General features: G+C 70.6%; 19 protein-coding genes and 4 pseudogenes. 15 read left to right on the top strand and 8 right to left on the bottom strand.

The features are described from left to right. Nucleotide 1 precedes the first annotated feature (1 nt). Together trpC and AAG689_RS19780 are read left to right on the top strand one after the other, a co-directional pair. Nucleotides 2–802 carry an indole-3-glycerol phosphate synthase TrpC gene (gene trpC, locus AAG689_RS19785; RefSeq protein WP_406623427.1) on the top strand — a complete coding sequence of 267 codons (801 nt, stop codon included), beginning with the start codon at nucleotides 2–4 and terminating at the stop codon, nucleotides 800–802. 45 nt (nucleotides 803–847) lie between these two features. Then, nucleotides 848–1,555, top strand: a complete 708-nt coding sequence (locus tag AAG689_RS19780; RefSeq protein WP_024001157.1) for a uracil-DNA glycosylase — start codon at nucleotides 848–850, stop codon at nucleotides 1,553–1,555. A gap of 7 nt (nucleotides 1,556–1,562) precedes the next feature. Here the strand turns inward: AAG689_RS19780 and AAG689_RS19775 are convergent. Continuing rightward, nucleotides 1,563–2,467: pseudogene (locus tag AAG689_RS19775) on the bottom strand (LysR family transcriptional regulator). A 116-nt stretch (nucleotides 2,468–2,583) separates the two neighbouring features. Here AAG689_RS19775 and AAG689_RS19770 point away from each other — a divergent pair. Together AAG689_RS19770 and AAG689_RS19765 are read left to right on the top strand one after the other, a co-directional pair. Continuing rightward, nucleotides 2,584–3,549: a Bug family tripartite tricarboxylate transporter substrate binding protein gene (locus AAG689_RS19770; RefSeq protein ID WP_406623426.1), complete on the top strand. Its 966-nt coding sequence runs from the start codon at nucleotides 2,584–2,586 to the stop codon at nucleotides 3,547–3,549. Beyond that, nucleotides 3,546–5,158 (top strand): annotated as a pseudogene (locus AAG689_RS19765) (gamma-glutamyltransferase family protein). The gene AAG689_RS19770 and the pseudogene AAG689_RS19765 overlap by 4 nt, the downstream one beginning before the upstream one ends. 58 nt (nucleotides 5,159–5,216) lie before the next feature. Here the strand turns inward: AAG689_RS19765 and AAG689_RS19760 are convergent. Then, nucleotides 5,217–6,095: a DMT family transporter gene (locus tag AAG689_RS19760; protein ID WP_406623425.1), complete on the bottom strand. Its 879-nt coding sequence runs from the start codon at nucleotides 6,093–6,095 to the stop codon at nucleotides 5,217–5,219. Beyond that, nucleotides 6,095–7,183, bottom strand: a complete 1,089-nt coding sequence (gene queA / locus AAG689_RS19755) for a tRNA preQ1(34) S-adenosylmethionine ribosyltransferase-isomerase QueA (RefSeq protein WP_406623424.1) — start codon at nucleotides 7,181–7,183, stop codon at nucleotides 6,095–6,097. The genes AAG689_RS19760 and queA overlap by 1 nt, the downstream gene beginning before the upstream one ends. Before the next feature lie 162 nt (nucleotides 7,184–7,345). On the opposite strand from queA, the gene AAG689_RS19750 reads away from it, so the two are divergent. Continuing rightward, the gene (locus AAG689_RS19750; protein WP_406623423.1) at nucleotides 7,346–8,497 is read left to right on the top strand and encodes a diguanylate cyclase domain-containing protein; all 1,152 of its coding nucleotides are present in this window, start codon (nucleotides 7,346–7,348) and stop codon (nucleotides 8,495–8,497) included. 87 nt (nucleotides 8,498–8,584) lie between these two features. Here the strand turns inward: AAG689_RS19750 and AAG689_RS19745 are convergent, their stop codons facing one another. Further along, complete coding sequence (locus AAG689_RS19745) at nucleotides 8,585–10,303, bottom strand: enterochelin esterase domain-containing protein (RefSeq protein WP_406623422.1); 1,719 nt, start codon at nucleotides 10,301–10,303, stop codon at nucleotides 8,585–8,587. Between the two features lie 99 nt (nucleotides 10,304–10,402). Next, complete coding sequence (locus AAG689_RS19740; protein WP_406623421.1) at nucleotides 10,403–11,635, bottom strand: HD-GYP domain-containing protein; 1,233 nt, start codon at nucleotides 11,633–11,635, stop codon at nucleotides 10,403–10,405. Between the two features lie 57 nt (nucleotides 11,636–11,692). Here AAG689_RS19740 and recG point away from each other — a divergent pair. The 5 genes and pseudogenes from recG to ubiA all read left to right on the top strand — a co-directional run bounded on the left by recG (nucleotide 11,693) and on the right by ubiA (nucleotide 17,137). Further along, a pseudogene (gene recG, locus AAG689_RS19735) lies at nucleotides 11,693–13,800 on the top strand (ATP-dependent DNA helicase RecG). Nucleotides 13,801–13,955: 155 nt separating this feature from the next. Continuing rightward, nucleotides 13,956–14,920: pseudogene (locus tag AAG689_RS19730) on the top strand (LysR substrate-binding domain-containing protein). 32 nt (nucleotides 14,921–14,952) lie between these two features. Then, complete coding sequence (locus AAG689_RS19725) at nucleotides 14,953–15,471, top strand: Dps family protein (protein ID WP_020227938.1); 519 nt, start codon at nucleotides 14,953–14,955, stop codon at nucleotides 15,469–15,471. A gap of 37 nt (nucleotides 15,472–15,508) precedes the next feature. Continuing rightward, nucleotides 15,509–16,258: a phosphatase PAP2 family protein gene (locus AAG689_RS19720; protein ID WP_406623420.1), complete on the top strand. Its 750-nt coding sequence runs from the start codon at nucleotides 15,509–15,511 to the stop codon at nucleotides 16,256–16,258. Nucleotides 16,259–16,267: 9 nt separating this feature from the next. Next, nucleotides 16,268–17,137, top strand: a complete 870-nt coding sequence (ubiA, locus tag AAG689_RS19715; protein ID WP_406623419.1) for a 4-hydroxybenzoate octaprenyltransferase — start codon at nucleotides 16,268–16,270, stop codon at nucleotides 17,135–17,137. Between the two features lie 207 nt (nucleotides 17,138–17,344). Here the strand turns inward: ubiA and proC are convergent, their stop codons facing one another. The 3 genes from proC to AAG689_RS19700 all read right to left on the bottom strand — a co-directional run bounded on the left by proC (nucleotide 17,345) and on the right by AAG689_RS19700 (nucleotide 20,688). Beyond that, on the bottom strand, nucleotides 17,345–18,172 hold the full coding sequence (gene proC / locus AAG689_RS19710; RefSeq protein WP_406623418.1) for a pyrroline-5-carboxylate reductase: 828 nt from the start codon (nucleotides 18,170–18,172) through the stop codon (nucleotides 17,345–17,347). A 67-nt stretch (nucleotides 18,173–18,239) separates the two neighbouring features. Further along, nucleotides 18,240–19,733 carry a glycerol kinase GlpK gene (glpK, locus tag AAG689_RS19705; protein WP_406623417.1) on the bottom strand — a complete coding sequence of 498 codons (1,494 nt, stop codon included), beginning with the start codon at nucleotides 19,731–19,733 and terminating at the stop codon, nucleotides 18,240–18,242. A gap of 193 nt (nucleotides 19,734–19,926) precedes the next feature. After that, on the bottom strand, nucleotides 19,927–20,688 hold the full coding sequence (locus AAG689_RS19700; protein WP_406623416.1) for a DeoR/GlpR family DNA-binding transcription regulator: 762 nt from the start codon (nucleotides 20,686–20,688) through the stop codon (nucleotides 19,927–19,929). Between the two features lie 149 nt (nucleotides 20,689–20,837). On the opposite strand from AAG689_RS19700, the gene AAG689_RS19695 reads away from it, so the two are divergent. From AAG689_RS19695 to AAG689_RS19675, 5 genes are read left to right on the top strand one after another with little or no spacing between them, the layout of a single operon-like run. After that, a complete protein-coding gene (locus AAG689_RS19695; RefSeq protein WP_406623415.1) occupies nucleotides 20,838–21,914 on the top strand; it encodes an ABC transporter ATP-binding protein in 1,077 nt (358 codons plus the stop codon). A gap of 1 nt (nucleotide 21,915) precedes the next feature. Beyond that, entirely contained in the window at nucleotides 21,916–22,986 is a 1,071-nt protein-coding gene (locus AAG689_RS19690; RefSeq protein ID WP_406623414.1) for an ABC transporter ATP-binding protein, read from the top strand. Continuing rightward, a complete protein-coding gene (locus AAG689_RS19685; RefSeq protein WP_406623413.1) occupies nucleotides 22,983–23,879 on the top strand; it encodes a carbohydrate ABC transporter permease in 897 nt (298 codons plus the stop codon). The genes AAG689_RS19690 and AAG689_RS19685 overlap by 4 nt, the downstream gene beginning before the upstream one ends. Next, nucleotides 23,872–24,684: a carbohydrate ABC transporter permease gene (locus AAG689_RS19680; protein ID WP_020227947.1), complete on the top strand. Its 813-nt coding sequence runs from the start codon at nucleotides 23,872–23,874 to the stop codon at nucleotides 24,682–24,684. The genes AAG689_RS19685 and AAG689_RS19680 overlap by 8 nt, the downstream gene beginning before the upstream one ends. 12 nt (nucleotides 24,685–24,696) lie before the next feature. Beyond that, nucleotides 24,697–25,017, top strand: coding sequence for a DUF2160 domain-containing protein (locus AAG689_RS19675; protein WP_406623412.1), 321 nt, complete (start codon nucleotides 24,697–24,699; stop codon nucleotides 25,015–25,017). The last annotated feature ends 30 nt before the right edge of the window (nucleotides 25,018–25,047 follow it).

The raw sequence follows: 25,047 nt of genomic DNA, 5'->3' as shown, positions 1-25,047 counted from the left end.
CATGTCCGACATCCTGCAAAAAATCTGCGACGTGAAGGCCGAGGAAGTGGCCGCCGCGAAGAAGCGCATGCCCTTCGCCGAGATGCGCCGCGACGCCGAAAGCCGCGTGCTCACGCGCGACTTCGTGGGCGCGCTGCGCGCAGAAATAGCCAAGGGCCAGGCCGGCGTGATCGCCGAGATCAAGAAGGCCAGCCCCAGCAAGGGCGTGATCCGCGAGGACTTCATCCCCGCCGACATCGCCCAGAGCTACGCCGAAGGCGATGGCAAAGTCAGCGCCGCCTGCCTCTCGGTGCTGACCGACCGCCAGTTCTTCCAGGGCCAGCCCGACTACCTGAAGCAGGCGCGCGCGAGCTGCCAACTGCCCGTGCTGCGCAAGGACTTCATGGTCGATCCGTACCAGATCTACGAGTCGCGCGCGATGGGGGCCGACTGCGTGCTGCTGATCGCCGCCTGCCTTCAGGATGGCCTGATGGCCGAGATGGAGCAGATCGCCCGCAGCCTGGACATGGCCGTGCTGGTCGAGGTGCACGACGGCGCGGAGCTGGATCGCGCGTTGAAGCTGAAGACCCCGCTCGTCGGCATCAACAACCGCAACCTGCGCACGTTCGAGGTGTCGATCCAGACCACGCTGGATCTGCAAAAGCACGTGCCGCAGGATCGCCTGCTGGTGGCCGAATCGGGCATCCTTGCGCCCGACGACGTGAAGACCCTGCGCGATGCGGGCATCGACGCCTTCCTCGTCGGCGAGGCGTTCATGCGCGCGCCGGAGCCGGGGCTCGCACTCGCAAAGCTATTTTCTTGATAGCTGCTCGCGCTTGATGGATAAGCGCTGGAGGCACTTTTGACCATGAATTCGGAAGACACCCAGCTCGTCACCGCCGACCCGGCGGATTGGCCTGTCGCCCCCGGCTGGCAGCCGCTGGTCGATGGCTTCTTCGCCAGCGAACGCGGCCAGGCGCTGCTCGCCTTCCTGCAATCGCGGCTGGAGGCCGGCGCCACCATCTTTCCCCCGAAGCCCCTGCGCGCGCTGGAACTGACGCCGCCCGAGCAGGTGCGCGTGGTCATCCTGGGGCAGGACCCGTACCACGGGCGCGGCCAGGCCGAAGGGCTGGCCTTCTCCGTCGCGCCCGGCGTGCGCCTGCCGCCCTCGCTGCAGAACATCTTCAAGGAAATGCAGCGCGACCTGGACGTGCCGTTCCCGCCATTCCCCAACCCGGGCGGCAGCCTCGTCAAGTGGGCCAAGAACGGCGTGCTGCTGCTCAACACCTGCCTCACGGTGGAGGAGGGCCAGGCCGCCAGCCATTCCGGCAAGGGCTGGGAGCTGCTGACCGACGCCGTGATCCGCCACGTGGCCGAAGCGGAGCGGCCGGTGGTCTTCATGCTCTGGGGCAGCCACGCGCAATCCAAGCGCGCTTTCATCCCGCAGGGCCGGGGGCATCTGGTGCTCACGGCCAACCACCCCTCGCCGCTGTCGGCGCTGCGCCCGCCCGTGCCGTTCATCGGCTGCGGGCACTTCGGCAAGGCGCGCGCCTTCCGCGAGCAGCACGGCTACTGAGCAGTCTTTATCCCGGCAGGCTCTCGCGCAGCAGCGCGAGGAAGGCCTGCGCCGCCACCGGCAGGCTGCGGCCCGCCAGCGTCTGCACCTCAATGTCGCGCAGGTCCATGCCCTGGTCGCCGATGGGCCGCGCCACCAGCTCGCCGGCCGCTACCAGGTGGCGCGCCGCCACTTCGCTGCCCACCGACAGGCCGCCGCCGCTGGCCACGAAGTGCAGCAGCGTGCGGGCATGGCCGCTCACCAGCACGGGGTCCAGCCGCAGGCCCTGGCGGCTGCAGGCCACGTCGACCATCTGGCGCACCGTGGTCTCGGGCGGCGGCAGGGCCAGCGGGTAGCGCGCCATGCGCGCGAGGGTGAGGCTGCGCGCCCGCGCCAGCGCGTGGCCGGGGGAAGCAGGGCCTGCACGGGAGCGCTCTGGCGGTAGGCCACCTCGATGTCCTTCTCGGGCGCGCGGCTGAAGCACAGGCCGATGTCGGCCGCCCCGCCGCGCACCGCGCCGGGCACCTCGGCCGTGGGCAGCACCTGCACGCTGAAGCGGATGCCCTGGTGCGCCTGCTGGAAGCGGGCGCACAGGCGCGGCACGAGTTCGTTGGCGAATGCGTCCGACGTGGCCAGCCGCACCTGGCCCGCGCGCAGGCCGCGCAGCGCGCCGATCTCGCCCAGCGCGCGCTCGGCGTCCAGGTGCGCGCGCCGCGCATGGCGCGCCAGGATCTCGCCGGCCTCGGTGAGCACCATGCCGCGCGGGTGCCGCTCGAACAGCGGCGCGCCGAGCTGCGCCTCCAGTCCGGCGATCTGCCGGCTCAGCGCCGACGCGGCCACATGCAGGCGCGCCGACGCCTCGGTGATCGAGCCGCACTGCGCCACCTCGAGGAAGTAGCGCAGCGCGGTGTCCTGCAACTGGTGGGCACGCATGCGCGCGAGTATGCACTTTGCCGATCCGGCAACGCAGGATTGCAGAATCGGTGTTGGTCAGAACGCGGGCGCTTTTCTAAGATGCCGGCTTCCAACGGAGACAAAAGGAGCGGGCGATGCGCAAATGGGCATGGGGCGTGGCATTGTGGATGGCCGGGGTGGCACTGGCGCAGGCCCAGGACTGGCCCGCGCGGCCGGTGCGGGTGATCGTGCCCTTCCCGTCCAGCGGCGCGACCGACCTGGTGGCGCGCGTGGTCACGCAGCGCGTGTCGCAGGACCTGGGCCAGCAGTTCGTGGTGGACAACAAGCCCGGCGCGGGCGGCACCATCGGCGCGGGCGAGGCCGCCAAGGCGCAGCCCGACGGCTACACGCTGCTGCTCACCACGAGCAGCACGCACGCCATTTCGCCGCACCTCATGCCCCGCCTGGCCTACGACGCACGCAAGGACTTCACGCCCGTGGCGCACCTGGCCGACGCGGCCAGCGTGCTGCTGGTCACGCCGTCGCTCCCCGCCAAGACGGTGCAGGAACTCGTGGCCTACGCCAAGGCCCACCCGCGCGCGCTCAACTATGCGTCCAGCGGCAACGGCACCATCGTGCATCTGAACGCTGCGGCGTTCAGCGCGCAGGCCGGCATCGAGATGACGCACGTGCCCTACAAGGGCACGGCCCAGTCCATCACCGACCTGGCCACGGGCCAGGTGCACGTGCTGTTCGACTCCATCCCCACCGGCATGCCGCACGTGAAAAGCGGCCGCCTGCGCGCGCTGGCCGTCACCAGCGAGAAGCGCAGCGCGCTCGCGCCCGAGCTGCCCACGCTGGCCGAATCGGGCCTGCCGGGCTATTCGTCCGTGACGTGGTTCGGCGTGTACCTGCCCGCCGGCGCGCCGCCCGCGCTGGTCGAGCGCATCCACAAGGCCTTCACCCAGGCCATGCAAACGCCCGAGGTGGCCGCCAGCCTCGCTAAGCTGGGCGTGGAGCCCGCCGCGCCCGGCTCGCCCGCACAGTTCGCCGCCATGGTGCAGGCCGACAGCGCACGCTGGGCGGGCGTGATCCGCCAGCACAAGATCACTCTGGAATGACCGCCATGCACGACGCACAGAACCTCGACTGGACCCTTCCCTACGCCTCGCACCGCAGCGCGGTGATGGGGCGCAACATCGTCTCCACCTCGCAGCCGCTGGCCGCCCAGGCCGGCCTGCGCATGCTGCTGGCCGGCGGCAACGCGGTGGACGCGGCGCTGGCCGCCGCCATGGCGCTCACCGTGGTCGAGCCCTCGGGCTGCGGCATCGGCAGCGACGGCTTCGCCATCGTCTGGGATGGCAAGGAACTGCACGGCCTCAACGCCTCGGGCCGCTCGCCCGCCGCGTGGACGCCTGACTACTTTGCCCGGCTTGGCGGCATCCCCGAGAAAGGCTGGAACGCGGTCACCGTGCCAGGCGCCGTCTCGGCATGGGTGGCGCTGTCGCAGCGCTTCGGCAAGCTGCCGTTCGCGCAGCTCGCGCAGCCTGCCATCGACTACGCGCGCCATGGCTTTCCCGTGTCGCCCACCATCGCGCGGCTGTGGGAGCTTGGGGACGCCAAGCTCGGCAGCCAGCCCGGCTTCGCCGAATGCTTCCTCCCCGGCGGCCGTGCCCCGCGCGCGGGCGAGGTGTTTCGCAGCGAGGCGCACGCGCGCACGCTGGAGCTGATCGCTGCAACGCAGGGCGAAGCGTTCTACCGCGGCGAGCTGGCCGAGAAGATGGCAGCGCATTCGCAGGCCAACGGCGGTGCGATGACCGTCGAAGACCTGGCCGCACACCAGGCCGACTGGGTGGGCACGGTGAGCCAGCGCTTCGGCGACTCGGTGATCCACGAAATCCCGCCCAACGGCCAGGGCATCGCGGCGCTGATGGCGCTGGGCATGCTCGACGCCCTGGGCGTCGGCAGCCAGCCGCTCGACGGCATCGACAGCGTGCACCTGCAGATCGAGGCCATGAAGCTCGCCTTCGCCGACCTGCACCAGTACAACGCCGACATCGACCACATGCGCGTCGCGCCAGCCGACCTGCTGCGCCCCGAATACCTGCGCGAGCGCGCGGCACTGATCAACCCCGCGCGCGCGGGCGATCTCGCGTACGGCGCGCCGCGTCCCGGCGGCACGGTGTACCTCGCGGCGGCTGATGCTGGCGGCATGATGGTCTCGTTCATCCAGTCCAACTACATGGGCTTCGGCTCTGGCGTGGTCGTGCCGGGCACCGGCATCAGCCTGCAGAACCGGGGCCACGGCTTCACGCTGGAGCCTGGCCATGCCAACGAGGTCGGCCCGCGCAAGCGCCCTCGCACACCATCATTCCCGCCTTCGCCATGCACGCCGATGGCACGCCGCAGATGGCCTTCGGCGTGATGGGCGGCCCCATGCAGAGCCAGGGCCACGCGCAGATGGCCTTGCGCGTGCTGCGCTACGGCCAGAACCCGCAGGCCGCTGCCGACGCGCCGCGCTGGCGCGTGACGGGTGGCAAGGGCGTGGCGGTGGAACCCGCGTTCGATCCCGCCGTGGTAGAGCAGCTGCGCGCGCGCGGCCATGAGGTCACGGTGGAGGCGGGCAACGGCGTTTTCGCCTTCGGCGGCGCGCAGCTGGTGCTGCGGCAGGGCGACGTGTACGTCGCGGGCTCTGATCCGCGCAAGGACGGGTGCGCGGTGGCGTTCTAAGCCCAATCGGCCGCTAGCGCTTTTTCAGCAAGCGCTGGCAGCTATTTTTTGTATAGCGTCACCGCGTCTCGCGCACTGTCAGCCACGCGCTCGCCACGCCGCTGGCCGCGATCAGCGCCATGCCCACGAGCGACCAGCCGTCGGGCATGTGCCCGTACACCGCCCAGCCCGCGAGCATGGCGAAGCCGATCTGCGTGTAGAGGAACGGCGCAATGGTCGCGGGCGTAGTGTGTGCGTACGCGCGCAGCAGCATCAGGTGGCCCAGCGCGCTCGACAGGCCCATGACGAAGGTGCCCAGCCAGATCCACGGGTTGTCGATCTGTGTCCAGACAAAGGGCGCGCCCAGCGACGTGAGCGCCGTGGCGATCCAGCCTGTGTAGAACTGTGTGGTGGCCGGGTCTTCCTGGCCCGCCATCAGGCTGCTGAGGATCTGGTAGCCCGTGGCCAGTGCCAGCATGGCCAGCGGCAGCAGCAGGGCCCAGCCGAGGGTGTCGCCGCCGGGGCGCAGGATGAGCATCACGCTGGCCAGGCCCGTGACGACCAGCAGCCAGCGCGGCAGGCTCACGTGCTGGCGCAGCCACAGCGCGGCCACGAGCGTCACGCACAGCGGCGTGGCCGCGACGATGGCGGTGAATTCGGGCAGCGGCATCACGCGGATGCTGAAGAAGCCGAACAGGCTGGTGCCCGCGAACAGCATTGCCCGCAGCATCTGGAAACGCGGGTGCGCGGTGCGCGGCAGCCGCCAGCCGGAGCGCGGCAGCACCCAGGCCGAGGTGAGCAGCGACTGGAACAGGTAGCGCAGCCACAGCGCCATGAAGAGCGGCACCGTGGCGCTGACGAGCTTGGTGGCGGTGTCGAGCAGCGCGAAGCAAGCGCACGCGCCCACGGTGAGCGCGATGCCCGCCAGGGCGGAATGGCGTGTGCTGGTGTGTGCCATCAACGGGTGCGTTCGAGGAGCATCGAATCGCCGTAGCTGAAGAAGCGGTAGCGCTGCGCGATGGCGTGCCGGTAGAGCTGCATGACGTGCTCGTACCCCGCGAAGGCGCTCACCAGCATCATCAGCGTGCTCTTGGGGAGGTGGAAGTTGGTGACGAGCAGATCGACCACCTGGAACGCGAAGCCAGGCGTGATGAAGATGTCCGTCTCACCCGTGGTCTGGCCGCTGCGCGCCCAGGATTCGAGCGTGCGTACCGTGGTCGTGCCCACGGCCACCACGCGCCCGCCGCGCGCGCGGCAGCGCTCCAGCGCGGCGAGGGTGGCCAGCGGCACCTCGTACCACTCGCTGTGCATGCGGTGCTCGGCCAGGCTTTCGGTCTTGACGGGCTGGAAGGTGCCCGCGCCCACGTGCAGGGTGACGCTGGCGCGCTCGACGCCGCGCGCGGCGAGCGCGGCGAGCACGGCGTCGTCGAAGTGCAGCGCCGCCGTGGGCGCGGCCACGGCGCCGGGGGTGCGGGCGAAGACGGTCTGGTAGCGCTCGCTGTCCTCGGATTCATGAGGGTCGTGATCAGCGTTCTGCTGGCGCTCGATGTAGGGCGGCAGCGGCAGGTGGCCGTGGCGCTCCATCAGTTCCCAGGGTGTCTCGCCGGCCGGGCCGTGCAGCGCGAAGCGGAACAGCGGCCCGTCGGCGTCGGGCCAGCGCGCGAGCAGGGTGGCGTCGAAGCCGCCCGCCGCCTTGCCGCCGGCCATGTGGACGGTGGCACCGGGCAGGGGCTTCTTGCTGACCTTCATGTGGGCCACGACCTCGTTGCCGGTGAGCACGCGCTCGATCAGCAGCTCCAGCTTGCCGCCGCTGGCCTTTTCGCCGAACACGCGCGCCTTGACCACGCGCGTGTCGTTGAAGACGAGCAGGTCGCCCGGTGCCAGCTGCTGCGGCAGCTCGCGGAAGATGCGGTCGGTGGGCGGCAGGGCGCGGCCGTCGAGCAGGCGCGAGCCGCTGCGCTCGGGCGCGGGGTGCTGGGCGATGAGCAGCTCGGGCAGCTCGAAGTCGAAGTCGCTGAGGGTGTGCGTGCGGGGGCTGGGGGACATGCGGGATCCGTTGGGGCGGCCTGCCCGTGCGGGCAGGCGGAAGGCGCGATTGTCGCAACTCCGGCGCGGGGCGGCGTGCACGTGTAATCTTGAGAGAAGTCAACCCTTTGCGTGCGCACAGGCCTAGACTGCGGTCCATGTCATGACACGCTGCGGGCTCACATGGATACCTCTTTCGTTTGGGATGATGGCTTCGTCACGGGCCTGGACGTGGTGGACGTGCAGCACCGCGCGCTGGTGGACCTGTTCAACGAGCTGAGCCACGCGCTGTTCTCGCCGTCCAGCGGCGGCGAGGCGCTGCTGGCCGACGTCTACGGGCGCCTGCTGGCCTACACCGCCTACCACTTCCGCGAAGAGGAGGAGCTGATGGGGCGCTGCGGCCTGGACGCGCGCCACATCGAGGGCCACCGCCTGCTGCACCAGCAGTTCGAGGAGCAGGTGCGCATGCTGTGGATGCAGCGCGCCTCCATGGCGGATGCGGGCACCACGCTGGTGGACTTTCTCACCTCGTGGCTGGGCCTGCACATTCTGGGCATCGACCAGTCGATGGCGCGGCAGATCGCCTCGGTGCAGGCGGGGCTGAGCGCGGCCGAGGCGTTCGATCGCGAACGCGAGGCGCACGACAACGGCATCCAGGCGCTGCTCAAGATGATCAGCAAGCTCTACTCCGCGCTGTCGGTGCAGAACGCGCAGCTCGCCGCCGCCAACCAGCACCTGGAGGAGCGCGTGGCCCAGCGCACGCACGAGCTGGAGGAGGCCAACGAGCGCCTGCGCACGCTCTCGCGCACCGACGCGCTGCTGGGCATCGCCAACCGCGCGCATTTCAACGAATGGCTGGAGCAGACCTGCGCCCTGGCGCGCCGCGCGCGGCGGCCCGTGGGGCTGGTGATGATCGACGTGGACTGCTTCAAACGCTACAACGACCACTACGGCCACCAGCAGGGCGACGCCTGCCTGCAGGCCGTGGCCCGCGCCGTGGCCGGCTGCGTGCGCCGCGGCACCGACCTGGTGGCGCGCTACGGCGGCGAGGAGCTGGCCGTGGTGCTGCCCGAGACCGACGCGGCCGGCGCGCAGGCCATGGCCGGGCGCATGGTGCAGGCGGTGCGCGCCCTGGATATGCCGCACGCCGATTCGCTGGCCGGGCCCAGCGTCAGCATCAGCGCGGGCGTGTGCAGCCAGGTGCCGCTGCCGGCCGCCGGCGGCGCCAGCGGCTCGGCGGCGCTGATCGCGCGGGCCGATGCGGCGCTCTACGAGGCCAAGCACCAGGGGCGCAACCGCTGCGTGGCGGCGGAGGCCGCCGGCGCGGCGCTCTGAAAAAGGAGCTGCTTGCGCTGGCTGCTCCTGGTTTTTCATATGGAATGCACTGCAATTCCAGTCAGGAAAAGCGCGACTAGCTCCTGATTACATAGCGGACGAATCGCACGCCGCCAGCCCCTGCGCGAAGCGCGCGGGGTTCAGCAGTGCCACCAGGCCGCAGCCCAGCGCGCCCTGCCAGTGGAGGTAGTCGTGGCCCGTGGGGTGCTCGCGCTGGGTCACGGCGTAGCCCTTGGCGCGCAGCACGTCGCCCAGGTGGCGGTTGGTCTCCAGGATGCCGTCCTGCCCGGCGCGGGCGCTCTCGTAGCGCCCGGCGTCCAGGTAGAAGCGCACGGCGCGCGGCGGCGCCTCGGCGTAGGCGCGCATCATGGCGCCGGGCATCTCGCCCCGCGGCGCCCACCAGTACGAGCCCGACAGGCTCAGCACGCGGCCGAACCAGTGCGGCAGCACCAGCCCGGCATAGGCCGAGGCCAGGCCGCCGTAGCTGGAGCCGGCGACCACGGTGGCCTCGGGCGGCTGCGCCAGGCCTCGCGCGCGCACCCAGGGCATCAGCTCCTCGTCGAGGAAGCGCGCGAACGCCGGGTTGGGTGGCAGTTCGGCGCCGCGCGCCTCGGGGCTGGGGTTGGCGACGAGCACCACGGCGGTGGGCGGGATCAGGCCGTCGGCCAGCAGGTTGTCCACGATGCGCGGCGTGGGCACGTCGTCGCGGTAGGCATGGGCGTCGAACAGCACCAGCAGTGCCTGCGGCGGCGCGCCGGCCGGGCGGTAGAGCCAGACGGCGCGCTGGTTGCCCAGGATGCGGCTGTCCACCACGTGGCGCGTGAGCGTGCCCCGGGCCACGCCCGGGCGCGGCGTCACCCAGGGCTGCGCGGGCGCGCCGGGCAGCTCCAGCACGGAGAAGCCCTGGAAGGCGTCCAGCGCGGTGTCGGTGCGCGCGGGGAAGGCGCGCGGGTTCAGCGGATCGCGCTGCGCGGTGGCCAGGATCATGCGGCGGTTGTCCGTCGCCGTGCCCCGGACCTGCGGCACGTCGGGCGCGAGGCGGTAGGACAGGCGCGCGCCCAGCGGCATGCGAAAGCTCGTCCACCACACGTCGCTGCCGCCCAGGCGCTGCAGCGGGTCGTGGTCGCCCGAGGGGCTGCCGAACAGGCGCACGCCGCGCGTGTCCGGCGTGCCGCGCCACAGGAAGGTGACCAGCGCCTCGCGGGCGGAGAGCGGCTCCACCAGCGGCGTGCCCTCGCGCGCGCGCTCGGCCCAGAAGGCGGCGGTGCCGCCGCCCTCGGCCAGGGTCTGCGCCAGCGCGCGCAGGCGCGGGCTCTGCGGCGCGGGTGCGGCGGCGGCCGTGTCCGCCGGGGCGAACGCGCGGCGCAGCACCAGGGAGTAGGGACCGGCCTGCGCGCCCCCGCGCACCTGCAACTGTTGCCCCGGCTGCACCTGCCAGGTGAAGCCCTGGGGGCTGTCGTCCTCGGCGACCAGGCGGCGCAGGTGGCGGCCCTCGGCGTCCAGCAGGTCGAGCACGGCGCCGGGACCGTCGAAGCTGCCCTGCACCACATGGCCCGGCGGCACGGCGGGCTGCCAGCGCAGGACCTGGCCCGCGCCCAGCGCGCCCGCCTGGGCGGCGCCCACGGCAAGCTGCTGACCGGCCACCGCGGTGGCCGGCAGGTGGCCCCCCAGCAGCGCGGCCGCCAGCAGCGCGACCAGGCACCAGCCCAGCGGGCGGGTGATGCGGCGAGCGGCGCGCTCCGAGGCGAAGACCAGGGCGAGGCTGGCGAGCACCAGCGCCAGCGGGACGAGGAGAAGGGCGAGCATGGAATGCAAGAGCGGGGGGACAGGCGAACGAATATTATCAAGAATCATTCGCATTATTGGCATTCCACCCGCTGCGTGCGGGATGCCGGCGCTACCGGCTCACCAGGGCTGCGGCGGCAGGTCCGACCACAGCTGGGCGAGGTCGGGGAACTGCCACGCGTCGGGGTCTTCGCGCGCGGTGATGCGTTCGGCGCAGCCCGGGGCGGACAGGTCCACCAGTTCGGGCACGATGCGCATGCCGGACTTGGTGGAGAAGAACACCTTCACGCGCGGCGCCACCAGGGTGCCGGGCGACTGCTCCACCACCACGCCCAGGCGCCCCGAGGCCAGGCGCACCAGCGAGCCCACGGGGTAGATGCCGATGGTCTTCACGAAGGCCTGGAACAGCCGGCCGTCGAGGTGGCCGCGCGTCCACTCGGCCATGCGGCGCAGGGCCTCGGACGGGTCCCAGCCGCGCTTGTACGGGCGGTCGGAGGTGATGGCGTCGTACACGTCGCAGATGGCCGCCATGCGCGCGAGCTGGCCGATGCGCTCGCCCGGCAGGCGGTGGGGGTAGCCCGTGCCGTCCATCTTCTCGTGGTGGTGCAGGCAGGCGTCGAGCACCCCCGCGGGCAGGCCGCTGCCCTGCAGCATGGCGTGGCCGGCCACGGGGTGGCTTTGCACCGTGGTGAATTCCTCGGCGGTGAGCTTGCCCGGCTTGTTGAGCACGGCCAGCGGCACGGCGGCCTTGCCCAGGTCGTGCAGCAGGCCCGCCTGGCCGGCCTGGTGCGTGGCCGCGTCGTCCATGCCCAGCTGGCGCGCCAGCGCCACCATGAGCGCGCACACGGCCACGGAGTGCATGTAGGTGTATTCGTCTGCCGTCTTGAGCCGGGCCAGGCTGATGAGTGCGCCGGGGTTGCGCGTGACCGAGTGCGAGATCGCGTGCACCAGCCCCTCGGTGCCGGCCACGTCCACCGCGCGGCCCATGCGCGCCTCGCTGAACATCGAGGCCATGGCCTGCTTGGCGTTGCCGCAGATGGTGGCGGCGCGGCGCAGCTCCTGGTCCATGGGGGCGGACTCGGGCGCGGGCGTGCGGGGCGGCTCCTGCGGGGCCGGGGGCGCGCCGGGCACGGGGTGCCGTGGCACCGCGGCCGCTGCGCCCGCGGGCACGTCCAGGCCCCGGGCGATGTCGATCCAGACCTCCTGGATGCGCGTGGCGCGGATGCGCGCCAGGTCCTCGGGGTCTTCGAGCAGGAAGCGCTTGCGCCAGAAGGGGTGCTCGATCCACGCCCCGCAGAAATCGTGCAGGTACATGCCCAGGGTGAGGTGCCGTACGGGGATGCGCTTGAGCATGGCGGGAAACGGAGTCTCCAGAGAGTTGGCGGTAACCGGACATGGTAGCCTTTTCGCGTGCCCCGTCCGAACCCTTCTTCCTCCGGCCCTGCCGCTTCGCCCGCCCGGCAAGCCCTCGTCAAGCTGGGCCTCACGCGCGACATCGACCTGGCCCTGCACCTGCCGCTGCGCTACGAGGACGAGACGCGCATCACCCCCATCAAGAGCGCCCGCGACGGCAGCACGGTGCAGATCGAGGGCGAGGTGACCGCCAGCGAAATCCAGATGCGCCCGCGCCGCCAGCTCGTGGTGACGCTGGACGACGGCTCGGGCACCTGCGAGCTGCGCTTCTTCAGCTTCTACCCCTCGCACCAGAAGACCCTGGCCGTGGGCACGCGCGTGCGCGCGCGCGGCGAGATCAAGGGCGGCTTCTGGGGCCGGCAGATGCTGCACCCGGCGTTCCGCAAGGCCGAGGGAGAGCTGCCCGCCGCGCTCACGCCCGTCTACCCCACGGTGGCGCAGCTGCCGCAGGCCTACCTGCGCCGCGCCGTCGCCAGCGCGCTCACGCGCGTGGACCTGCCCGAGACGCTGCCGCCGGGCCTGGAGCCGCCCCTGGCGCGCTTCGATCGCCAAAATGGCCTCCAGCGCCCATGGAGCCTGCGCGAGGCGCTCTTCTTTTGCATCACCCAGCGCCCGACGTGGCCCTGGCAACGCTGGAGGACCACAGCCACCCCGCCTGGCAGCGCCTGAAGGCCGAGGAGCTGCTGGCGCAGCAGCTCTCGCAGCTGACCGCCAAGCGCGCGCGCGACCGGCTGCGCGCGCCGCAACTGCGTGCTGCGGGCGAAACCGCACTGCATGAACAGCTGCTCGCCGCACTGCCCTTCCAGCTCACCGCCGCGCAGCGCCGCGTGGGCGAGGAGATCGCGCGCGACATCGCCGCCAGCCGCCCCATGCACCGTCTGCTGCAGGGCGACGTGGGCTCGGGCAAGACGGTGGTCGCCGCGCTGGCCGCCGCCGTCTGCATGGATGCGGGCTGGCAGTGCGCGCTGATGGCGCCCACGGAAATATTGGCCGAGCAGCACTTCGCCAAGCTCATCGGCTGGCTGGAGCCGCTGCTGGCCGCGCGCGGCAAGCGCGTCGCGTGGCTCGCGGGCGGGCAGAAGAAGAAGGAGCGCGCCGCGATGCTGGAGGCCGTGGCCAGCGGCGAGGCCGCGCTGGTCGTCGGCACGCACGCCGTCATCCAGGAGCAGGTGCGCTTCCACAACCTCGCGCTCGCGGTGGTAGACGAGCAGCACCGCTTCGGCGTCGCGCAGCGGCTGGAACTGCGCAAGAAGCTGGCCCACCTGGGCCTGGAGCCGCACATGCTGATGATGAGCGCCACGCCCATCCCGCGCACGCTGGCGATGACCTACTACGCCGACCTCGATGTTTCCACCATCGACGAGCTGCCGCCGGGCCGCACGCCCATCGTCACCAAGCTCATCGCCGACAGCCGCAAGGACGAGGTGGTCGAGCGCATCGGCGCCCAGGTGGCGGCGGGGCGGCAGGTCTACTGGGTGTGCCCGCTGATCGAGGAGAGCGAGGCGCTGGACCTGTCCAACGCCACGGCCACGCACGTGGAGTTGAGCGAGGCGTTGCCGGGCGTGTCCGTCGGCCTGCTGCATTCGCGCATGTCTGCGGCCGAGAAGAAGGCGGTGATGGAGGAATTCAAGAGCGGGCGCATGGGCGTGCTGGTCAGCACCACGGTGATCGAGGTGGGCGTGGACGTGCCCAACGCCTCGCTCATGGTCATCGAGCACGCCGAGCGCTTCGGCCTCTCGCAGCTGCACCAGCTGCGCGGGCGCGTGGGGCGCGGCGCGGCCGCGTCGGCCTGCGTGCTGCTCTATTCCACGGGCGACAGCGGCCGCCTGGGCGAGACCGCGCGCGACCGGCTCAAGGCCATGGCCGAGACGACGGACGGCTTCGAGATCGCCCGGCGCGACCTGGAGATCCGCGGGCCGGGCGAATTCCTGGGCGCGCGCCAGTCGGGCGACGCGCTGCTGCGCTTCGCCGACCTGGCCACCGACACGGCGCTGCTCGCCTGGGCGCGCGAGACGGCGCCGCGCATGCTCGACGGCCACCCGCAGCTCGCCGCGCGCCACGTGGAGCGCTGGCTGGGCGGCAAGGCCGACTATCTCAAGGCATGACCGGGCGCGGCACACGGAGCGCGCGGCGGTGGGACAATGGGCCGGCTGCACAAAAACGCACGAACTGCACGCCCTGCTTGAGCGCGGCGGCTTTTCAGAATGCCTGCAGTGCACTATGGTGTCGCCTTGCGCCATAGCCGGCCCCTCTTCCACACATGACACTTACCGAACTCAAATACATCGTCGCCGTCGCGCGTGAGAAGCACTTCGGCCGTGCCGCGGACGCGTGCTACGTCTCGCAGCCCACGCTGTCCGTGGCCGTGAAGAAGCTGGAGGACGAGCTGGAGGTCAAGCTCTTCGAGCGCAGCGCGAGCGACGTCTCCGTCACCCCGCTGGGCGAGGAGATCGTGCGCCAGGCGCAGAGCGTGCTGGAGCAGGCCGCCGCCATCAAGGAGATCGCCAAGCGCGGCAAGGACCCGCTGGCCGGTGCGCTCACGCTGGGCGTGATCTACACCGTGGGCCCCTACCTGCTGCCCGAGCTGGTGCGCCACGCCATCGCGCGCACGCCGCAGATGCCGCTGATGCTGCAGGAGAACTTCACCGCGCGCCTGCTGGAGATGCTGCGCACCGGCGAGATCGACTGCGCCATCATGGCCGAGCCCTTCCCCGACACCGGCCTGGCCGTGGCGCCGCTGTACGACGAGCCCTTCATGGCCGCCGTGCCCAGCAGCCACCCGCTGGCCGCGCGCGCCTCCGTCTCCGCCACCGAACTCAAGAACGAGACCATGCTGCTGCTCGGCGCGGGCCACTGCTTCCGCGACCACGTGCTCGAGGTCTGCCCCGAGTTCGCGCGCTACGCGAGCAACGCCGAGGGCATCCGCCGCACCTTCGAGGGCTCGTCGCTGGAGACCATCAAGCACATGGTTTCGGCCGGCATGGGCGTCACGCTGGTGCCGCGCCTGTCGGTGCCGCGCGACGCGCTGCACGCCGGCGCGCGCCGGCGCAAGAGCGACGACGCCCACATCCGCTACCTGCCCATCGTCGAGGACGACGGCAGCGCCCCCCGAAGCGCCGCGTGGTGCTGGCCTGGCGGCGCAGCTTCACGCGCTACGAAGCCATCGCAGCGCTGCGCAATGCGGTCTATGCTTGCGAGCTGCCGGGCGTCACGCGCCTGTCGTAAGCTTTCGCCGTTGTTCAACAGGAGGAAACACCATGGCCAAATCCCCGAGCAAATCCGCCACCGCCAAGACCGGCGTGCCGCGCATCAACATTGGCATCAGCGAAAAGGACCGCGCCGCCATCGCGCAGGGCCTGTCGCGCCTGCTGGCCGACACCTACACGCTGTACCTGACCACGCACAACTTCCACTGGAACGTGACGGGCCCGATGTTCAACTCGCTGCACGCCATGTTCATGGAGCAGTACACCGAGCTGTGGAACGCCGTGGACCCGGTGGCCGAGCGCATCCGCTCGCTGGGCCACCACGCGCCCGGCTCCTACGCCGAATTCGGCAAGCTCACCTCGCTGGCCGACGTGCCCACCACGCCGCCCGCGGCGCTGGAGATGGTGCGCATCCTCGTCGAAGGCCATGAGGCCGTGGCCCGCACCGCGCGCGAGCTCTTCCCCCTGGCCGACAAGGCCAGCGACGAGCCCACGGCCGACCTGCTCACCCAGCGCCTCACGGTGCACGAGCAGACGGCATGGATGCTGCGCTCGCTGCTCGAAGCGTGATGGGAGCGCCCGCTCCGCATGTCCTGGATTGACGCGCATGCGGCCCCGCGGGGCTGCTGCTCGTGATGGCCGCCCTGGGCGGCCTTTTTTCTACCTGCGCCGCGCGCCCGCGCAGGCCGCACCCTCCGATGCCGCCCTGCCGCCCGCCGCGTGGCACGCGCTGGCGCTGGCCGGACTGCTGGCCGCGCTGGGCCTGGCGGTGCTCGCGCGCGACATGCTCTGCCTCACCGCGCCCGGCTGCGCCGAGGGCGCGCACTGGCACGCGATGGACCTGGCCGTGCAGCAGTGGTTCGCGCACCACCGGCCGCCCGCGTGGCTCGGGCCCGTCGCGGCCTTCACGCACCGGGGCCACGTGGGCTGGACGGCGGCGCTCTCGGTGGCCGTGCTGCTGTGGCTCCTGTGGCGCCGCGAGGGCCTGCGCGCGGGCGCGTGGCTGCTGGGCACGGCGGGCGTGGGGCTGTGGATCCGCGCGATCAAGGGCTTCGTCGCCCGCCCGCGGCCCGAGGCCGGCTGGGTGTCCGAAGGTGGCTACAGCTTCCCGAGCGGCCACAGCGCGGGCACGCTGGTGCTCTACGGCATGCTGGCCTGGCTGCTCGCGGGCGGCCTGCCCCGGCACTGGCGCGCGGCGGTCTGGGGCGTGGCGCTGGCGCTGGGCCTGTCCATCGGCGCCAGCCGCGTGATGCTGCGCGTGCATTTCGCGAGCGACGTGCTCGCGGGCTGGCTGCTCGGGCTGGCGTGGCTGGCGCTCGTCGTCTGCACGGCGGAATGGGCCAGGGCGCGGCGGTAGGATCCAGCCATGTCTTCTTCGCGCAGCCGCCTGTCCCTGTACCTCGACCTGATCCGCTTCGACCGCCCCGCCGGCTGGCTGGTGCTGGTGTGGCCCACGCTGGTGGCGCTGTGGGTGGCGGCGGACGGCTTCCCGGGCTGGCACCTGCTGGCGGTGTTCGTGGCGGGCACGGTGCTCATGAGGAGCGCGGGCTGCTGCATCAACGACATCGCCGACCGCGACTTCGACCGCCACGTCAAGCGCACCGCGCACCGCCCCATCACGAGCGGCCAGATCGGCGTGAAGGAGGCGGCGCTGCTCGGCGCGGCGCTGGCGCTGTTCTCCTTCGGCCTGGTGCTCACCACGCGTTGGGAGGCCGTGGCCTGGTCGGTGCCCGCGGTGCTGTTCACCATCCTCTACCCGTTCACCAAGCGTTTCTTCGCCATGCCGCAGGCCTTCCTGGGGCTGGCGTTCAACTTCGGCATCGTCATCGCCTTCGCGGCCGTGCGCGGCGAGGTGACCGCCACCGCCTGGGTGCTGTGGCTGGCCAACCTGTTCCTGGTGCTGGCCTACGACACCGAATACGCCATGGTGGACCGCGACGACGACCTGAAGATCGGCATGAAGACCTCGGCCATCACGCTGGGGCGCTTCGACGTGGCGGGCGTCATGCTGTGCTTCGTGCTCTGCCTGGTGCTCACGGCCTGGGTGCTGTGGCCGCGCGTGGGCGGCTGGCCCTTCGCGCTGGGGCTGGCCGCTGCCGCCGCGCAGGTGGCGTGGCACTACACGCTGATCCGGGGGCGCACGCGCGAAGGCTGCTTCACCGCCTTCAGCAAGAGTCACTGGATAGGCGCGGCGCTGTTCGCGGGCGTGGCGCTCGGGTACTTGCTGCGCTATTGATAGCTGCCAGCGCTTGCCTGGCAAGCGCTGGAGCCTGATTTAATCAAGATCGCGGGTTCTTCAGGGCGCGGCCTTTGCGACTGACGCGCCCTGCGAGGGCAGCCGCGCAAGGGCCGCCCCGCCGCGCCGGCTGCGTCCCTCTTCCCGTAGCGCGAAGCGCGTAGAGAGAAGGGGAAGGCGCGAAGCGCCACAGGGGGATGTTCCCCTTCAAGCGCCGAACTCGGCCGCCAGTTCCTGCGCGCGCTTCTCGGCGGCGCGGATGGCGGCGATGAAGTGCTCGGGCACCTGCGCGGCCTGCAGGTGGGTGATGGCTGCGTGCGTGGTGCCGCCCTTGCTGGTCACGCGCTGGCGCAGCACTTCGGGCGCCTCATCGGAGCGAGCTGCCAGCTCCGAGGCGCCCTGGAAGGTGGCCACGGCCAACTGGTGCGCCTGTGCGGCAGACAGGCCCATGTCCACGCCGGCCTGGGTCATGGCCTCGAGGAACAGGAACACGTAGGCCGGGCCGGAGCCGGAGAGCGCCGTAACCGCGTCCAGCAGGTCTTCGCGCTCCACCCACACATGTTGACCCGTGGTGCTTACCACCTGTTCCACCAGCGCCTTGCCGGCGGCGTCCACGCCGGAGCGGGCGAACAGCCCGGTGATGCCCATGCCGACCAGCGCCGGCGTGTTGGGCATGGCGCGCACGACCTGCTGCGTACCCAGCCATTGGGCGATGCTCTGCGAGGGAATGCCCGCCGCCACGCTCAGGTGCAACGCCTGCGTGGTGTGCGCGGCTGTGGCCTGGGCGGCCTCCTTGAAGGTCTGCGGCTTGACGGCCCACACCACCAGGCCGGCGCGGGCCAGCGCCGCCGTGGGTGCCGGCTGCGCGGCGATGCCGAAGTTCTGGCGCAGCGCCTCGCGCGCGGGCTCGAACGGCTCGACCACGTCGATCTGGCCGGCCGGCAGGCCTTGGCGGATCAGCCCGCCGATGATGGCGCTGGCCATGTTGCCGCCGCCGATGAAGGCGATGGGAGGAGTGGATGTATTGTCGGTCATGGGCGCTGATGCTTTCAAAATGATAGCTGTTTGCGCTTGATTCATAAGCGCTGGAGGCCGATTTTATCTAAAGCGTGGCCTGTGCCACCGCATGCTCCCAGCGCGCCATGAGCGCCTCGGCCTGCCCGCGCGGCAGGGTGGGAACGAAGCGGCGTTCGGCGCGCCACAGCCGCGACAGCTCGGCCGTGCCGCCGTACACGCCGCACGACAGGCCTGCGAGGTAGGCCGCGCCGAGGGCGGTGGTCTCCACCACGGCGGGGCGCACCACGGGAATGCCCAGCAGGTCGGCCTGGAACTGCATCAGCAGATCGTTCACGCAGGCGCCGCCGTCCACGCGCAGTTCGCTCACCGGTGCGCCGCCGGCGGCCACGGCGTCGCGGCTCATGGCGGTGAGCAGGGCGGCGCTCTGGTAGGCGATGGATTCGAGCGCTGCGCGCGCGATGTGCGCCAGCGTGGTGCCGCGCGTCAGGCCGGTGATGGTGCCGCGCGCGTCGGGCTTCCAGTAGGGCGCGCCCAGACCGGTGAAGGCGGGCACCATCATCACGCCGCCCGAGTCGGGCACGCTCTCGGCGAGCGACTGCACCTCGCTGCTGGCGGAGATGGCGCGCAGCCCGTCGCGCAGCCACTGCACCACGGCGCCGCCGACGAAGACGCTGCCTTCCATGGCGTATTCGGGTGCGGCGCCCGTCTGCGCCGCGCTGGTGGCGAGCAGGCCGTTCTCGCTCTTCTGGAAGTTGCCGCCCGTGTGCATGAGCATGAAGCAGCCCGTGCCGTAGGTGTTCTTGGCCATGCCGGCGGAAAAGCACGCCTGGCCGAACAGCGCGCTCTGCTGGTCGCCCGCCACGCCGCCGATGGCGATGGATGTGCCCAGCACCTCGGCGTCCGTGCGGCCGAAGTCGCCGCTGGAGGGCAGCACCTCGGGCATCAGCGCGCGCGGGATGCGCAGCAGCGCGAGCAGTTCGTCGTCCCACTGGTTGGTGTGCACGTTGAACAGCATGGTGCGGCTGGCGTTGCTCACGTCGGTGACGTGGCGCTTGCCGTTCGTGAGCTGCCAGATGAGCCAGCTGTCGACGGTGCCGAAGGCCAGCTCGCCGCGTTCGGCCGCCGCGCGCGCGCCGGGCACGTGGTCGAGCAGCCATTGCAGCTTGGTGCCCGAGAAATAGGCGTCGATCAACAGGCCGGTCTTCTGCTGGATGAGCGCGGCATGGCCCTGGTCGCGCAGTTGCGCGCAGGCGGGCTCGGCGCGCCGGTCCTGCCAGACGATGGCGTGGTGCACGGGCTGGCCCGTGGCGCGGTTCCACAGCACCGTGGTCTCGCGCTGGTTGGTGATGCCCAGCGCGCGGATGTCTCCGGCGGCGAGGCCCGCCTTGCCCAGCGCCTCGCGCGCGGTGGCGAGCTGGGTGCGCCAGATGTCGCGTGGGTCGTGCTCCACCCAGCCGGGCTGGGGGTAGATCTGCGGCAGCTCCTGCTGGGCCTGGGCCACGATGTGGCCGTGGGCATCGAACACGATGCTGCGGGAGCTGGAGGTGCCTTGGTCGAGTGCGAGCAGGTAGGTGGTCATGGTGATTCAGCGGTTCACTGGTTTATTGTGTCGCACGCGACTTGTGCAACTGGCGCGCCCCAGGCCAGCAGACGCCGCGCAAGGGCCTCAGCCGGCCGCGCCGCCCCGCCGCGCTGGCGTCGTCCCCCTGCCCGCAGAGCGCAGCACTGCGAGAGCGGGGAAGCCGCGCAGCGGCTCAGGGGGCGTCGTTCATTCAAGCGACGGTGCAGAGCACTTCTGCTTCCTGCAGCAGCGCAGGGAAGGGCTCGGGCGGCGGCTCGTCGGTGAACAGCCGGTCGATCTGCGCGAGCGTGGCCAGCTGCACCATCGCCGGGCGGTGGAACTTGGTGTGGTCGGCGGCGAGCCAGACCTCGCGCGCGTGCTCGATGATGGTCTGCGCCACTTTCACCTCACGGTAATCGAAGTCGCGCAGCGTGCCGTCGATCTCGATGCCGGAGATGCCGATGAGCGCGATGTCCACGCGGAACTGGCGGATGAAGTCCACCGCCGCCTCGCCCACGATGCCCCGGTCGCGCGCGCGCACCACGCCGCCGGCCACGATCACCTCGCAGTCGGGGTTGCCGCTCAGGAGGGCGGCCACGTTCAGGTTGTTGGTCAGCACGCGCAGGCCGCGGTGGTGCTGCAGCGCGCGGGCGATGGCCTCGGTGGTGGTGCCGATGTTCAGGATCAGCGAGCAGTCGTTGGGCACCTGGGCCGCCACGGCGCGCGCGATGCGCGCCTTGCCCTCGGCGTTGAGCGTCTCGCGCTGGGTGTGGGCCAGGTTCTCGACGGTGGAGGTGGGCACGCGCACGCCGCCGTGGAAGCGCTTGACCAGCCCTTGCTCGGCCAGGCGCTGCACGTCGCGGCGCACGGTCTGCAGCGTCACGCCCAGGGTGTCGGCCAGTTGCTCCACGGTGGTGGACTTGCGCTGCCGCACTTCGTCGAGCAGCAGAAGTTGGCGGGGATTGGTGTTCACGTGGGTTCGTTCGCTCCTTGGGCAGGACTTTAAAACGAAGCAAAAGGAAAGCACCAAGGGTAAACCTGCATGCTTGTTCGATCAAAAAAGAACAAAAATGAACCAATTCGAAAATAAACGCGGCCCACAAGGGCGAGGGAAAGGCGGCAATGGAGTTGGTTCTGGATGGAATCAGCAAGCGGGTGGGGGCGCAGGCGTGGCTGCATGGCATGGACATGGCGCTGCACGGCGGGGCCGTCACCGTGCTGCTGGGCGCCACGCAGGCGGGCAAGACCAGCCTGATGCGCATCATGGCCGGGCTGGACGCGCCCACCGAAGGGCGCGTGCGCGTCGACGGCGTGGACGTGACCGGCATGCCCGTGCGCGAGCGCAACGTGGCCATGGTCTACCAGCAGTTCATCAACTACCCCTCGCTCACCGTGGCCGACAACATCGCCTCGCCCCTGAAGCTGCGCGGCGAGAAGCACGTGGCCCAGCGCGTGCGCGAGCTGGCCGAGCGCCTGCACATCGAGATGTTCCTGAACCGCTATCCGTCCGAGCTGTCGGGCGGGCAGCAGCAGCGCGTGGCGCTGGCGCGCGCCCTCGCCAAGGGCGCGCCGCTGATGCTGCTGGACGAGCCGCTGGTCAACCTCGACTACAAGCTGCGCGAGGAACTGCGCGATGAGCTCACGCAACTCTTCGCCACGGGCGACTCCACCGTGGTCTACGCCACCACCGAGCCGGGCGAGGCGCTGCTGCTGGGCGGCTACACCGCCGTGCTGCACGAAGGCGAGCTGCTGCAATACGGCCCCACGGCCGAGGTGTTCCACGCGCCCAGTTCGCTGCGCGTGGCGCGGGCCTTCAGCGACCCGCCGATGAACCTGGTGCCGGCGCAGGCCATGGCGCAGGGCCTGCGCCTGCCGGGCGGAGCGGCGCTGGACGTGGCGCTGCCACCGGGGTTGCAGGACGTCACGCTGGGCGTGCGCGCCAGCGCGCTGCGCCTGCAGGCGCGGCCGGGCGACATGGCGGTGCAGGGCGTGGTGGAGCTGGCGGAAATCTCGGGCTCCGACACCTTCGTGCACGCGGCCACGCCGTGGGGCGAGCTGGTGGCACAGGTTACCGGCGTGCACTACCTGGAACTGGGTTGCACGGTCACGCTGCACCTGGACCCGGCGCAGGTCTACGTGTTCGGCGCGGACGGCGCGCTGGTGCTCGCGCCTGGCCGTCCGCAGCGGGGAGGGCGCTGACATGGCACGCATCGAACTCGACCTGGCGCACTCGTACAAGCCGCATCCCCAACAGGACAGCGACTACGCGCTGCTGCCCCTGTCCATGACCTTCGACGACGGCGGCGCCTACGCGCTGCTGGGCCCGTCGGGCTGCGGCAAGACGACCATGCTCAACATCATGTCGGGCCTGCTCGTGCCGTCGCAGGGCCGCGTGCTGTTCGACGGCCGCGACGTGACGCGCGCCAGCCCGCAGGAGCGCAACATCGCCCAGGTGTTCCAGTTCCCGGTGATCTACGACACGATGACGGTGGCCGAGAACCTGGCGTTCCCCTTGAAGAACCGCAAGGTGCCTGAGGCGCGCATCCGCCAGCGCGTGGGCCAGATCGCCGAGATGCTGGAGATGAGCGGCCAGCTCGACCAGCGCGCGGCGGGTTTGAGTGCCGACGCCAAGCAGAAGATCTCGCTGGGCCGTGGCCTGGTGCGCGAGGATGTGGCGGCCGTGCTGTTCGACGAGCCGCTCACGGTGATCGACCCGCACCTGAAATGGCAGCTGCGGCGCAAGCTCAAGCAGATCCACCACGAACTCAAGCTGACGCTGATCTACGTGACGCACGACCAGGTGGAGGCGCTGACCTTCGCCGACCAGGTGGTGGTGATGACGCGCGGGCGCGTGGTGCAGGTGGGCACGCCGGGCGAGCTGTTCGAGCGGCCGCAGCATGCCTTCGTGGGGCACTTCATCGGCTCGCCGGGCATGAACTTCCTGCCCGTGCGGGTAGAAGGCGGCGGCGCCCTCGTCGCGGGGGAGCGGCTGGCGCTGCCGCGCGAGCTGCCAGAGGGGGAATTGCAATTGGGTGTGCGCCCCGAATACCTGGCGCTGGCCGACGCGCACGCCCCCGGCGCGCTGCGCTGCACGGTGGCGCGGGTGCAGGACGTGGGCACGCACCAGATGCTGACCGCCAGCGCCCAGGGCCACACGCTCAAGGCGCGCTTCACGCCCGAGCAGGTGCTGCCCGCGCCGGGTGAGGCGGTCTGGCTGCAGGTAATGGGCGAACACACCTGTTTCTACCGCAACGAGGAGCTGCTGGCATGAGCACGACGACCAAGCCGGTGAACCAGAAGGCCTGGTTCCTGATCCTGCCCGTGATCCTGTGCGTGGCCTTCTCGGCCATCCTGCCGCTGATGACGGTGGTGAACTACTCGGTGCAGGACATCATCAGCCCCGAGCGCCGCGTGTTCGTGGGCACCGAATGGTTCGCCGCCGTGATGCGCGACGAGGAGCTGCACAGCGCGCTGCTGCGCCAGATCACCTTCTCGCTGGCCGTCCTGCTGGTGGAGATTCCTCTGGGCATTCTGCTGGCGCTGTCCATGCCCGCGCAGGGCTGGAAGTCTTCCGCCGTGCTGGTGGTGGTGGCCCTGTCGCTCTTGATCCCGTGGAACGTGGTGGGCACCATCTGGCAGATCTTCGGCCGCTCGGACATCGGCCTGCTGGGGGCCGCCTTCAAGGCGGCGGGCATCGAGTACAGCTACACCGGCAACGCCACGCAGGCCTGGCTCACCGTGCTGGCCATGGACGTGTGGCACTGGACGCCGCTGGTGGCGCTGCTGGCCTTCGCCGGGCTGCGCTCCATCCCCGACGCCTATTACCAGGCCGCGCGCATCGACGGCGCGAGCAAGCTTGCGGTGTTCCGCTACATCCAGCTGCCCAAGATGCGCGGCGTGCTGATGATCGCGGTGCTGCTGCGCTTCATGGACAGCTTCATGATCTACACCGAGCCCTTCGTGCTCACGGGCGGCGGGCCGGGCAACGCGACCACGTTCCTGTCGCAATACCTCACGCAGAAGGCCGTGGGCCAGTTCGACCTGGGGCCGGCGGCCGCCTTCTCGCTGATCTATTTCTTCATCATCCTGCTGCTGTGCTTCATCCTCTACAACTGGATGCAGCGCGTGGGCACCGCCGAAAAGGAGGGCGCAGGCCATGAATGAGCCCCGCTTCCAGAAACGCACGCTGTTCCTGATCGCCTACCTGGTCTTCGCCGTGCTGCCCATCTACTGGATGGTCAACATGAGCTTCAAGACCAACGAGGAGATCCTGTCGAGCTTCTCGCTGTGGCCCCAGCACTTCACCTGGGACAACTACAAGACCATCTTCACCGACGAGAGCTGGTATTCGGGCTACATCAACAGCCTGATCTACGTGGCGATCAACACCGTCATCTCGCTCACCGTGGCGCTGCCCGCGGCCTATGCGTTCAGCCGCTACCAGTTCCTGGGCGACAAGCACGTGTTCTTCTGGCTGCTGACCAACCGCATGACGCCGCCCGCAGTTTTCCTGCTGCCGTTCTTCCAGCTCTACACCACCGTGGGGCTGATGGACACGCACATCGCCGTGGCGCTGGCGCACCTGCTGTTCAACGTGCCGCTGGCGGTATGGATCCTGGAAGGCTTCATGAGTGGCATTCCGCGCGAGATCGACGAGACGGCGTACATCGACGGCTACTCGTTCCCACGCTTCTTCCTCACCATCTTCCTGCCGCTCATCAAGGCGGGCGTGGGCGTGGCGGCGTTCTTCTGCTTCATGTTCAGCTGGGTCGAGCTGCTGCTGGCCCGCACGCTGACCAGCGTGAACGCCAAGCCCATCGTGGCGACGATGACGCGCACGGTGAGCGCCTCCGGCATGGACTGGGCCACGCTCGCCGCCGCCGGGGTGCTGACCATCGTGCCCGGCGCCATCGTGATCTGGTTCGTGCGGCACTACATCGCGAAGGGCTTCGCGATGGGACGCGTCTGAGGGAGAAGCGCCATGTTCGACTGGATGGCCTGGACCACGCCCGTGGCCGTGTTCTTCACCTGCATCGTGCTCATGCTCATCGGCATGACGGTGTGGGAAATCAAATGTCCCACGGTGGAGCGCAAGGGTTTCCTGCCCATCGCCACCACGCGCGGCGACCGCCTGTTCATCGGCCTGCTCACCGCGGCCTACATCAACCTCGCCTGGGTGGGGCTGGGCGAGAAGATGGTGCAGTGGTTCTCGCTGGAGGCGGAGCCCTCGGTGTGGATCAGCTTCGTGCTGTCCATGGTGGTGCTGGCGCTGGTGATGAAAAAGGGTGAAAAGCGGCTCTAGCGCTTATGTGGCAAGCGCAAGCAGCTATCA

Source organism: Acidovorax sp. SDU_ACID1, assembly GCF_045291395.1.
Classification (GTDB): Bacteria; Pseudomonadota; Gammaproteobacteria; order Burkholderiales; family Burkholderiaceae_C; genus MR-S7.
Note: the sequence above shows the minus strand (reverse complement) of the source record. Positions and strands in the feature narration are given on the sequence as shown.